This window comes from Yoonia sp. TsM2_T14_4 (assembly GCF_049602355.1).
Lineage (GTDB): Bacteria > Pseudomonadota > Alphaproteobacteria > Rhodobacterales > Rhodobacteraceae > Yoonia > Yoonia vestfoldensis_A.
On record NZ_CP187137.1, the window covers coordinates 1,052,337 to 1,062,843 of the forward strand.

Here is a 10,507-nt window from a genome sequence, read left to right on the forward strand (position 1 = left end):
ACCCCCATCTTCCGAGCCCGTCAATTCGCGCAAAGCGCGATTTGACGTTAATCCTCGGGGGGTCTGGGGGGCCGACAGCCCCCCAGCTTTTCTTATCGGCGTTAGCCGTCGAAATTCACTTCTTCGGTGATCCGCACAGATACCGGACGGTTCGCGGCCAGTGCGTTCAGATCGACCGTATCTGGCGTGAATTCACCCCAGCTGGATACCAGTTCGGACCGCGCCGCACCTGCCAGCACAGGATATTCGTGGTTGGTTTCCGCATAGATCGCCTGCGCGTCTGGCGAGACAAGGAATTCCATCAATTGCACGGCTTCGTCACGGTTGGGGGCGGATTGCGTCATGGCCACACCGGACACGTTCACATGGGTGCCGCCATCTTCGAATGTCGGGAAAATGATGCGCACGGAATTGGCCCATTCCTGCTGTTCGGGATCGGCCAACATGCCGCCCATGTAATAGGTATTGCCAAGGCTGATATCACATTCACCGGCCCAGATCGCGCGGACCTGCGCGCGGTCGTTGCCTTCGGGCTTGCGGGCCAGATTTTCGCGCAGGCCAGCGGCCCATTCACGCGCGCCGTCTTCGCCTTTGTGCGCGATCACCGCAGACAGAAGTGCAAGGCTGTAATTGTTCAGGCCGGAACGCGAACAGATCCGACCTTCCCATTTGTCGCTGGTCAGGTCTTCGTAGGTGGTGACTTCGCCATCGGCCACGCGGTCTTTCGAGGCGTAGATAATCCGTGCGCGGGTGGTCAGGCCGAACCACAGGTTTTCGTCCGAGCGCAGCTCGGCAGGGATCGCCGCGTTCAGAACATCGCTTTCCACCGCCTGCACCACACCGGCATCAACGATCTGCTTAAGGTTGGCGATATCGACTGTCATCACCAGATCGGCGGGCGAACGCGCGCCTTCGGCGGTCAGACGCTCGACCAGACCGTCATCAATGTAGGACAGGTTCACGGCAATGCCGGTTTCGGCGGTGAACGCATCCATGACCGGCTGGATCAGGACGGGTTCACGGGTGGTGTAGATATTGACATCGGCGATGGCAGGCCCGGCGATGGCGGCACAGGTGCTGGCCAAAAGGATGTGACGCAGGTTCATGGGAAGACTCCTTGGTTGAACTGGCGCCTGTAAACCCGACTCTTTTACTTGGGTCAATACCTGAATATTTTAGTCGGGCTATTTTCGGCCCTTTTCGAGCGCCTTTTGCGCGTCCCACAGCGCATCCATTTCGGCAAGGTCGCTATCGGCGGGGGTTTTGCCCTGTGCGGCCAATGTGGCTTCGATCCCTCTGAAACGGCGGGTGAATTTTTCATTGGTGCCGCGCAGCGCCGCCTCTGGGTCGACACCCAGATGGCGCGCCAAATTGGCCAGCACGAATAACAGATCGCCCATTTCATCGGTGATTTCGGTCTGGGTCATGGTGTCGCGCGCGGCGACAAGCTCGCCTGCTTCCTCGATGATCTTGTCCAGCACATGCGATGTGTCGGGCCAGTCGAACCCGACCCGCGCGGCGCGTTTTTGCAGTTTGACCGCGCGCATCAGCGCCGGCAGCCCAAGCGCCACCCCGTCGAGCACACCGCCCTGCGCGCGGTCTGCGCGCTCGGCGGCCTTGATCTTTTCCCAATCGGCGACCTGCTGGTCGGCCGTTTTGTCGCGGTTGTGATCGCCAAAGACATGCGGATGGCGCGCGACCATCTTGTCGGCGATATTGCGCACCACGCTATCAAAGGTGAAATGCCCGGCCTCGGCCCCGATTTGCGCGTGATAGACGGTTTGCAGCAACAGATCGCCTAATTCGCCTTCGAGGTCGGGCCAATCGGCGCGGGCGATGGCATCTGCGACCTCATAGGCTTCTTCGATCGTATAGGGCGCGATCGTGTCGAAATCCTGCACGATATCCCAAGGACAGCCCGTGGCCGGGTCGCGCAACCGGCGCATGATTTCCAAAAGACGCGGCATACCGCCGTCAGGGTCATGGATCAGGGCATCTTGCGCCATTGCAGCCACCTTCAACTTGGGATCAACTGACCCTATTGCCAAGTCAAGGAAAGCACCATCCCATGCCCGTCATCAACCGTATCGCCGATTTCACCGCAGAGATGACAGGCTGGCGCAGGCACCTGCACGCGCATCCCGAATTACAGTTCGATTGCCACCAGACGGCGGCCTTTGTCGCGCAAAAGCTGCGTGATTTCGGGGTCGATGAAATCCACGAGAGAATCGCCACCAGCGGCATTGTCGCCATCATCAACGGGCAGGGTGCGGGCCGCACCATTGGGCTGCGTGCCGATATGGATGCGCTGCCGATGGAGGAGGTGACGGGGCTGGATTACGCATCCACCGTCAAGGGCGCGATGCATGCCTGCGGCCATGACGGACATACGACCATGCTGCTGGGGGCGGCAAAATATCTGGCCGAGACGCGCAATTTTGCAGGCCGTGTCGCGCTGATTTTCCAGCCCGCCGAAGAGGCCGGTGGCGGTGCAGAGGTGATGGTTAACGCAGGGATCCTTGATACATTCGACGTGGCCGAGGTTTACGCCCTGCACAATGCCCCCGGCACGGCTGTGGGGGCGTTTTACACCACCCCCGGCCCGATCATGGCGGCGGTGGACACGTTCCATATCCATGTCAAAGGGCGCGGTGGCCATGGGGCCATGCCGCATGACACCGCTGATCCGGTGGTTGCTTGCGTGGGGATCGTTAGCGCGATCCAGACCATCGTCAGCCGCAACCATTTCGCCTTTGACCAGCTGGTCGTCTCGGTCACGCAGATCCACACTGGCACGGTGGATAATGTGATCCCCGATACCGGCTATATCAACGGCACGGTGCGCACATTCGATCCTGCGGTGCAGGCCATGGTCAGGGACCGTCTGGAGGGGATCGTGGCAGGGCAGGCCGCATCCTATGGCGTCACGGCGACGCTGGATTACGAGATCGGCTATCCCGCGACAGTCAATGATCCCGACAAGACCGCCTTTGCCGCCGACGTCGCGCGCGAGATTTCGGCCGATGTCGTTGCGGATGCCGCCCCTGAAATGGGGGCCGAGGATTTCGCCTATATGCTTCACCAGCGCCCCGGGGCCTATCTGTTTGTTGGCAATGGGGACACGGCCGGGCTGCATCATCCGGGGTATGATTTCGATGATGCGCTGTCGCCGGTGGGTGCGTCGTTCTTTGCCCGCATTGTCGAGCGTGCCTTGCCGGTCGCGTGATACCTTTGATGCCTCCGGCGGGAGTATTTTTGGAAATAAGAAGGTGTGAAGAATGGCTTTGGAAGATGCGAAAGGGCAGGTTGATCTGGCCTTTACACGGCAGGACCGGCGCGGTCTGGCGTTCGAGAATGCCTTTGGCGGGGCGGTGTCGTTTTTGCGCCGGGCCTATACCAAGGACCTGACAGGGGTTGATCTGGCGGTGACGGGCGTGCCGTTTGATCAGGCGGTCACCCATCGCCCCGGTGCGCGCTTTGGTCCGCGCGCGATCCGCGAGGCGTCGTGTTTGCAGCCCTATGATCCGCCTTATGGCTGGGACGGGTTTGATCCTTTGTCGGAATTTTCCATCGTAGATTACGGCGATATGGCGTTTGATTACGCCAATGTGGCGGGCGTGCCGGCGCTGGTCGAGGCGCATATCGCGCGGATTCTGGGCGCAGGGGCGGCCAGCGTGACCTTGGGTGGCGATCATTTCATTACCCTGCCGATCCTGCGTGCCTATGCCGCAAAATACGGGCCGCTGTCGGTAATCCAGTTTGATGCGCATTCGGATCTGTGGTTCGATGATGATATGGCGCGGATTGATCATGGCACGTTCATGTACAAGGCGGTCAAGCTGGGTCTGGTGGACCCGGCGCGCTCGGTCCAGATCGGCATCCGCACCGAATGTGATGATTATATGGGCATGCGTTACATCGATGCGCGGTCCTGCCATGAACGCGGTGTCGCCGATGTCGTGGCCGAGGTGCGCGGGATCGTGGCGGATCATCCGGCCTATGTAACCTTTGACATCGACGCGTTGGACCCGGCCTTTGCGCCTGGCACCGGCACGCCGGTCTGGGGTGGGTTGGCCAGTTGGCAGGCGGCGGCGATTTTGCGCGATCTGGCGGGGATCAATATGGTAGGCGGTGATATTGTCGAAGTCTCGCCGCCCTATGACACCACCGGGGCTACGGCGATTGCCGGTGCGCATGTGGCGATGGAGCTTTGCTGTCTGGCGCTTTGGAACAAAAGGAAAAAGTGATGTTATTTTCTGTGTGTATACGATGCTTGTGCTGTGTGCTCATGGCGCAAAGTGCTGTCCGATGCTGACCATCATGGTCCGCGCCTTGGTGGTTCTGGGCATCGTGATCCTTGGGCTGATGGCCTATGTGCGTCTTGCCCCGACCGATGCTGCGCGTTGGCATCAGATCGCCGCGGTTGCATCTGCGGGCGATGTGATGGCCACCGGCGGGTTCATGGCGGTCCGCCAGATCACCGCTGACCCAGCGCAGGTACTGGCTGCGATTGACACCATCGCGCGCGCCACACCGCGCACGCGGGCCATCGCGGGCAGTGTGGATGCGGGGATGATGACCTATCAGACACGGTCACTGATCTGGGGTTTTCCCGACCACACAACCGTCGCGGTGCAGGGCGATTTGCTGGTAATCCATGGCCGTCTGACCTTTGGTCAAGCGGATATGGGGGTGAACCGCGCGCGGGTGCTGGATTGGCTGGACCAGCTTGGCCCCTTGACCACGGCCCCTTGATCGGCCAATCGGGGCGCCATGATAGCCGCTGACAAAATCGAACAGATCATCGACCGTTTCCGGTTTCTGGAAGCCAAGATGTCGGATGCCGCTCATGGCGGGGATATCGCGGCCCTTGGGCGCGAATATGCCGAATTGCGCCCCGTGGTGGACACGGTGACCGCCTATAAGGACCTGTTGGCGCAGATGACTGATACGCAGGCGTTGCTCAAAGACCCCGAAATGCGCGCGCTGGCCGAAGATGAGCTGCCGGAGCTGAAGGCCGCGCTGGCCGCATCCGAGCATGCCGTGCAACTGGCGCTGCTGCCGAAAGATGCCGCCGATGCGCGCCCTGCCTTGCTCGAAATCCGCCCTGGCACCGGCGGGGACGAGGCGTCGCTTTTTGCGGGCGATCTGTTGCGGATGTATCAACGCTATGCCGAAAACATGGGCTGGCGCTTCGAGATCCTCGAGCAGAGCCAGACCGAATTGGGCGGGATCAAGGAAGTCGTGGCGCGTGTCGCGGGCGAAGGTGTGTTCGCCCGGCTGAAATACGAAAGCGGTGTTCACCGTGTCCAGCGCGTGCCCGAAACCGAAAGCGGCGGGCGCATCCATACATCCGCCGCCACCGTCGCCGTGCTGCCCGAGGCGCAGGATGTTGATATCCAGATCAATCCGAATGACCTGCGCATCGATACGATGCGCGCCAGCGGATCGGGCGGCCAGCATGTCAACACCACCGATTCGGCGGTGCGGATCTTGCATATCCCGACCGGCTTGATCGTGGTCAGCGCGGAAAAATCGCAGCACCGCAACCGTGAAATCGCGATGCAAGTGCTGAAAACGCGGCTGTTCGATCTGGAACGCCAGCGGATCGATGGCGAAAGATCGGCCGATCGCAAAGCGCAGGTCGGGTCGGGCGACCGATCTGAGCGTATCCGCACCTATAATTTCCCCCAAGGGCGGCTGACCGATCACCGGATCAACCTCACACTTTATTCGCTGGGGCAGGTGATGGCGGGCGATCTGGATACGATCATCGACGCGCTGCAATCCGAAGCGCAGGCGGCGCTTTTGGCCGAGATGGGCGCGTGAGCGGATTTTTCGCAGGCGGGCGGTTCTGGGATATGACGGCGGCAGATCAGGCGGCCATGGATCAGGGTCATGCGCAGCTTGGCGCAGCCGGGGTCGGGGACCCCGGTCACGAATCGCGCCTGATCTGGGCGCATGTGACAGGGGATAGCGCGCATTTTGCCGCGCTCGTGGCGCGCCGTGCCGCGCGCGCGCCGTTGTCGCATCTGCTGGGCTACCGCGACTTTTATGACCACCGCTTCATCGTGACACCCGATGTGCTGGACCCGCGCCCTGACACTGAAGCCATCGTGACAGCGGCTTTGGCAGACCCTTTCGCGCATGTTCTGGACCTTGGCACCGGATCGGGCTGCATCTTGTTGTCGCTGCTGGCGGCGCGTCCGCAGGCGACAGGGCTGGGCGTCGATCTGTCGGATGCCGCATTGGCGGTGGCGGCGCAAAACCGCAGCGCGCTTGGGCTGGATCAGCGCGCGACATTGGTCAGGTCCGACTGGTTCACCGCCGTCACTGGCAGCTTTGATCTGATCGTGTCGAACCCGCCCTATATCGCCGCAACCGAAATGGCCGGCCTGCAACCCGAGGTGCGCCTGCACGAGCCGCATCTGGCCCTGACCGACGGTGCTGACGGGCTGTCGTGCTACCGGATCATCGCCGCGGGGGCAGGGGCGCATCTGGCACCGGGCGGTCGGTTGATCGTGGAAATCGGGCCGACACAGGCGTCAGATGTCAGCGCCCTGTTGCGCGAGGCGGGGTTCACCGGCCTGCGCGTGATCCCCGATCTGGACGGACGCGACCGCGGGGTCGCCGGGCGCTGGGGCGCAGCTGCGGCCTGATCGCGGCGCTTGGCCGCTATTCTGGCAGGTGACGGCAATTTTGACTTGTCTTGCCGGGCCTGCCATGCTTAGTGCGGTGTATCGGATGGGTATGAGAGTATTATTCTCTCTCCGATCAGTTGCCAAAACATTCCAAGGCCACCACATCAATGACGCGCCGCTGCGCGATACAGCGCCAGCGCAAGGTCTGCCAAAGGCTCGAAAGCATATCAATGAGATCATCCAAGTCACGGTCGCGCAACAAGAACCGCACGCCACGTCCTTCGGGCGGAAACATCATCAACCGCGTTTTCGAAAGCTCGGGACCCGATGGCAAGGTGCGCGGCACGCCCCAGCAGATCATTGAAAAATACAACCAGCTGCACCGCGATGCGCAATTGTCCAATGACCGGGTGAATGCGGAAAACTTTGCCCAGCATGCTGAACATTACACCCGTCTTCTGGCCGAAGCGCAGCGCGAGGTTGACCAGCGCCGCGACGAGCTCGAAGCGCAGAACCGCGAACGGCAGGCTGAGCGCGACAAGGAACGCAACGACCGGATGCAGGCACAAGAACAAGCCGGCAATGACCAGCCTGCTGCCGTTGAGCGCCCCGACCCGCGCGAGACCGATGATCTGGGCGCGCAAGGCCCCGATACGGGTCTGGTCGAAACCCCCGAAGAAAAGCCGCAACAGCGTGCGCGCAAGCCCCGCGCCCCGCGCAAGCCGCGCCCCGACAACCGCGACGGCGCTGCAACAACGCCCGAAGCTGCCGAATAGACCCTAGCGCGCGGCTTTCAGGCTGCGCGCCAGCGCACAAAACGCCTCTAGCCCGACCTGTTCGGCGCGTTCTGTCGGCTTGATGCCGACCTCTTGCAAATGATCCTCGATCGCGGGGCTGACGGATTTCAGCGCCGAGCGCAGCATCTTGCGGCGCTGGTTGAACGCGGCAGCCACTACCATGTTCAACACGGCCGGGTCGGCGGGATAGCGCGGCGCGGGCAGGGCGGTCAGATGGACGACTGCCGAATGCACCTTGGGCGGCGGGCTGAACACCTCGGGCGGCAGGTTCATCACGATTTTCGCATCCGCGCGCCATTGCGCCAGCAGCGCCAGCCGCCCGTAAGCTTTGCCACCGGGCTGGGCCACGATGCGTTCCGCGACCTCGCGCTGGAACATCAGCGTCAGGCTATCCCAGAACGGCGGCCAGACCTGCGGCGTCAGCCAGCGCACCAGCAATTCTGTCCCGACATTATAGGGCAGGTTGGCGGCCACCTTGATCGGGGCTTGCAGATATTCCAGCGGATCAATCGCCAGCGCATCGCCTTCGATCACCTGCAAACGGCCCGGAAAGCGGGCGGCTATCTCGGCCAGGGCGGGCAGGCAGCGGGGGTCTTTCTCGATCGCCAGCACCCGGCGCGCGCCGGACGCCAACAAGCCGCGCGTCAACCCGCCGGGGCCGGGGCCGATCTCCAGCACATCGGCCCCCGCCAGATCCCCTGCCAGCCGCGCGATGCGCGCGGTCAGGTTCAGATCCAGAAGAAAATTCTGACCCAATGATTTCTTCGGCGCCAGGTCATAGCGCGCAATCACCTCGCGCAGCGGCGGCAGATCGTCAATCCCGCTCATGCCATCTTCCGAGCGCCATGAATTGCCTGCGGCAAATCAGGGTGATCCCCGCCGGAGGCATCAACGTTTTTTGCCATCCTCTCGGCTTGCCGCAAGGCCGCGATCATTGACGCAGGGTCCGCAACGCCAAGGCCCGCAATGTCAAAAGCCGTGCCATGATCGGGCGAGGTGCGGATGAACGGCAGGCCCAGCGTGATATTCACGCCGCCCGCGAAATCGATGGTCTTGATCGGGATCAGGGCCTGATCGTGATACATGCAGATCGCCACGTCATAGCGCGCGCGGGCGGCGGCATGAAACATCGTATCGGCAGAATGGGGGCCGGAAATATCCAAGCCTTCGGCGCGCAGCGCGTCCAGCACGGGGGTGATGGTTGTGATCTCCTCATCCCCCATCTTGCCATCCTCGCCCGCATGCGGATTCAGCCCTGCCACCGCGATGCGGGGGGCCGCAATCCCGAACTGGTGGCGCAGGGCGGCATGGGTGATCAGGATCGTATCGGTCAGCAATGAGGCCGTCAGTGTTTCCGGCACCTTCGCCAGCGGGATATGGATCGTCGCTGGCACAACGCGCAGCCCCTCGCAGGCCAGCATCATCACCACGCGGTCCACCCCCGCCAATGCCGCCAGATATTCTGTATGGCCCGGATAGGCGAAACCCGCGCCCGCGATCAGCGCGGCCTTGTGGATCGGCGCGGTACAGATCGCACTGGCCTGACCGGAGCGGACCAGATCCACCCCGGTGGCAATCGCGTCAATGACGCCTTGTGCATGGGCAGGGTTGGGCTGGCCTGCGACAGCGGGGCTGCCGAAATTGCGCGCCAGCACGGCCATTGCATCAGGGGTGATGCCGTTCAGGTCGTCCACAACCCGCACCGGCGTGCCAGCAGGCAGATGCGCGGGATCCCCGATCCAGACCATCGGCAGATCATGGCGCAGTGCAGCCCAGGCCTTGGCCGCGACTTCCGGCCCGATCCCTGCCGGTTCGCCGCAGCTGATGGCAATGGGTTTCATCGTGCGACGATCACAGCCTGCGCGCGCAGATCCTCGACCAGCGCATCGGCCAGCGTTGTCAGGCGTTGCCCGCGGATCTGGTTGCGCAGCGCATCGGGGTCTGTCTCTGCCGCACCGGCCGCATTGCGCTGGCACAGCATCAAAAACACCAGCGTCTGGCCATTATCGCGGGTGAGGTTGGTAGACACTTCATTCGGGTCAAGCCGGGCGAGTTCCAGCGCGATATCCTGTGCGATCTCGGCAGGCGGCAGGGTGCGGCGGTCCAGCACATCGGCGGGCTGGTTGCGCGCGACACCGTATAAATCATCACAGGTATCGACATTATTGGCGATATCGCGGGCCATTTGCAGGGCTGCATCGCTCTGGCCACCGGCAATGAAATAGGCGGCGTAATCAATGCTGGCAGGGGCGGTGGCGGGGCGCAGGGCCTCGCGCTTGCCACGCATCTGGAACAGCGCGATCCCGTTGGGGATCATGATCGGTTCGGTCACTTCGCCAGTGTCCAGATCGAGGATTAGGCTTTGCAATTGTGGCGGATAATTCGCAATTGGCAACCAATCCAGCTGCCCGCCCTGGTCGCGCGATGGCAGCGCCGACACCTGCCGCGCGGCAGCCTCGAAATCGGCAAAGGACCGCATCTGCGCAATCTGGTCGGCGGCCTGTGCGGCGCGGTCGGCCATCTCTGGCGGGGCGGCGATGATGATTTCGTTCAGCAAGACCTCCATCTCGCTGGTGGCGCGGCCGATCTGGCCTTGTGCGCGGGCGATATCGGCATCGGTCACGGTGACCTCGCGGTTGAACCGCGCGCGGACATATTCACGCCATGTGACGCCGATGCTGACAAAATCGCGCAAAGTGACAGCATCGACGCCGTTCTGTGCCAACATTGCATTGAATTGCGCCAGATCCATATCGGCACGGCCCGCGAATTCATCCAGCGCGGCATTGATCGCCTCTGGCGGGACCTGCAGCCCGACGCGGTCGATTTCCTGCTGCTTGAGCCGGTCCGCGATCAGCGCGTCACGCGCGGCCTGTGCGATATCGCCACGGGTCCCAAACACCTCGAGCAGGCGGATGCGCTGGGTCAGTTCATATTGCGTGATGACACGTTCGTTCACCGTGATCGCGGGGGCAAATTGGTTCTGCGCGGTCGCAGGCTGACCAAGGCCCAGCGCCAGCGCCAGAACGGCAGTCCAAGTCGAAAATGCACGCATGCGGTCCTCTTTTC

The 10,507-nt window shown here is 62.5% G+C and carries 11 protein-coding genes; 6 read left to right on the plus strand and 5 right to left on the minus strand.

All coding sequences use genetic code 11. The annotated features are described in order from the left end of the window. Window positions 1-101: 101 nt before the first annotated feature. Complete coding sequence (locus ACPF9B_RS05160) at window positions 102-1,106, minus strand: Fe(3+) ABC transporter substrate-binding protein (RefSeq protein WP_424179706.1); 1,005 nt, start codon at window positions 1,104-1,106, stop codon at window positions 102-104. Window positions 1,107-1,184: 78 nt separating this feature from the next. Then, window positions 1,185-2,006, minus strand: coding sequence for a nucleoside triphosphate pyrophosphohydrolase (mazG, locus tag ACPF9B_RS05165; protein WP_424179708.1), 822 nt, complete (start codon window positions 2,004-2,006; stop codon window positions 1,185-1,187). A gap of 62 nt (window positions 2,007-2,068) precedes the next feature. Here mazG and ACPF9B_RS05170 point away from each other — a divergent pair, with 62 nt between their 5' ends. The 6 genes from ACPF9B_RS05170 (at window position 2,069) to ACPF9B_RS05195 (ending at window position 7,417) form a co-directional block, all read left to right on the plus strand. Further along, the gene (locus ACPF9B_RS05170; RefSeq protein ID WP_007205016.1) at window positions 2,069-3,226 is read left to right on the plus strand and encodes a M20 aminoacylase family protein; all 1,158 of its coding nucleotides are present in this window, start codon (window positions 2,069-2,071) and stop codon (window positions 3,224-3,226) included. 52 nt (window positions 3,227-3,278) lie between these two features. Beyond that, window positions 3,279-4,247: an agmatinase gene (speB, locus tag ACPF9B_RS05175; protein WP_424179710.1), complete on the plus strand. Its 969-nt coding sequence runs from the start codon at window positions 3,279-3,281 to the stop codon at window positions 4,245-4,247. 61 nt (window positions 4,248-4,308) lie between these two features. Next, the gene (locus tag ACPF9B_RS05180; protein WP_050752710.1) at window positions 4,309-4,755 is read left to right on the plus strand and encodes a DUF1499 domain-containing protein; all 447 of its coding nucleotides are present in this window, start codon (window positions 4,309-4,311) and stop codon (window positions 4,753-4,755) included. Window positions 4,756-4,773: 18 nt separating this feature from the next. Continuing rightward, window positions 4,774-5,829: a peptide chain release factor 1 gene (gene prfA, locus ACPF9B_RS05185; protein ID WP_424179713.1), complete on the plus strand. Its 1,056-nt coding sequence runs from the start codon at window positions 4,774-4,776 to the stop codon at window positions 5,827-5,829. Continuing rightward, complete coding sequence (gene prmC / locus ACPF9B_RS05190; protein ID WP_424179715.1) at window positions 5,826-6,659, plus strand: peptide chain release factor N(5)-glutamine methyltransferase; 834 nt, start codon at window positions 5,826-5,828, stop codon at window positions 6,657-6,659. The genes prfA and prmC overlap by 4 nt, the downstream gene beginning before the upstream one ends. Before the next feature lie 212 nt (window positions 6,660-6,871). Beyond that, window positions 6,872-7,417, plus strand: coding sequence for a DUF4167 domain-containing protein (locus ACPF9B_RS05195; protein WP_424179717.1), 546 nt, complete (start codon window positions 6,872-6,874; stop codon window positions 7,415-7,417). A gap of 3 nt (window positions 7,418-7,420) precedes the next feature. Here ACPF9B_RS05195 and rsmA read toward each other — a convergent pair whose 3' ends face one another. From rsmA to ACPF9B_RS05210, 3 genes are read right to left on the minus strand one after another with little or no spacing between them, the layout of a single operon-like run. After that, window positions 7,421-8,266: a 16S rRNA (adenine(1518)-N(6)/adenine(1519)-N(6))-dimethyltransferase RsmA gene (rsmA, locus tag ACPF9B_RS05200; protein ID WP_007205009.1), complete on the minus strand. Its 846-nt coding sequence runs from the start codon at window positions 8,264-8,266 to the stop codon at window positions 7,421-7,423. Beyond that, on the minus strand, window positions 8,263-9,279 hold the full coding sequence (pdxA, locus tag ACPF9B_RS05205) for a 4-hydroxythreonine-4-phosphate dehydrogenase PdxA (protein WP_424179719.1): 1,017 nt from the start codon (window positions 9,277-9,279) through the stop codon (window positions 8,263-8,265). Before pdxA ends, rsmA begins: the two co-directional genes overlap by 4 nt. Beyond that, window positions 9,276-10,493, minus strand: a complete 1,218-nt coding sequence (locus ACPF9B_RS05210) for a peptidylprolyl isomerase (RefSeq protein WP_424179721.1) — start codon at window positions 10,491-10,493, stop codon at window positions 9,276-9,278. The genes pdxA and ACPF9B_RS05210 overlap by 4 nt, the downstream gene beginning before the upstream one ends. Between the last annotated feature and the right edge of the window lie 14 nt (window positions 10,494-10,507).

Excerpts from the sequence above, each read along its gene's own strand:
- ACPF9B_RS05160 (WP_424179706.1), bottom strand. The coding sequence starts at position 1,106 with ATGAACCTGCGTCACATCCTTTTGGCCAGCACCTGTGCCGCCATCGCC.
- mazG (WP_424179708.1), bottom strand. The coding sequence starts at position 2,006 with ATGGCGCAAGATGCCCTGATCCATGACCCTGACGGCGGTATGCCGCGT.
- ACPF9B_RS05170 (WP_007205016.1), top strand. The coding sequence starts at position 2,069 with ATGCCCGTCATCAACCGTATCGCCGATTTCACCGCAGAGATGACAGGC.
- speB (WP_424179710.1), top strand. The coding sequence starts at position 3,279 with ATGGCTTTGGAAGATGCGAAAGGGCAGGTTGATCTGGCCTTTACACGG.
- ACPF9B_RS05180 (WP_050752710.1), top strand. The coding sequence starts at position 4,309 with ATGCTGACCATCATGGTCCGCGCCTTGGTGGTTCTGGGCATCGTGATC.
- prfA (WP_424179713.1), top strand. The coding sequence starts at position 4,774 with ATGATAGCCGCTGACAAAATCGAACAGATCATCGACCGTTTCCGGTTT.
- ACPF9B_RS05195 (WP_424179717.1), top strand. The coding sequence starts at position 6,872 with ATGAGATCATCCAAGTCACGGTCGCGCAACAAGAACCGCACGCCACGT.
- rsmA (WP_007205009.1), bottom strand. The coding sequence starts at position 8,266 with ATGAGCGGGATTGACGATCTGCCGCCGCTGCGCGAGGTGATTGCGCGC.
- pdxA (WP_424179719.1), bottom strand. The coding sequence starts at position 9,279 with ATGAAACCCATTGCCATCAGCTGCGGCGAACCGGCAGGGATCGGGCCG.
- ACPF9B_RS05210 (WP_424179721.1), bottom strand. The coding sequence starts at position 10,493 with ATGCGTGCATTTTCGACTTGGACTGCCGTTCTGGCGCTGGCGCTGGGC.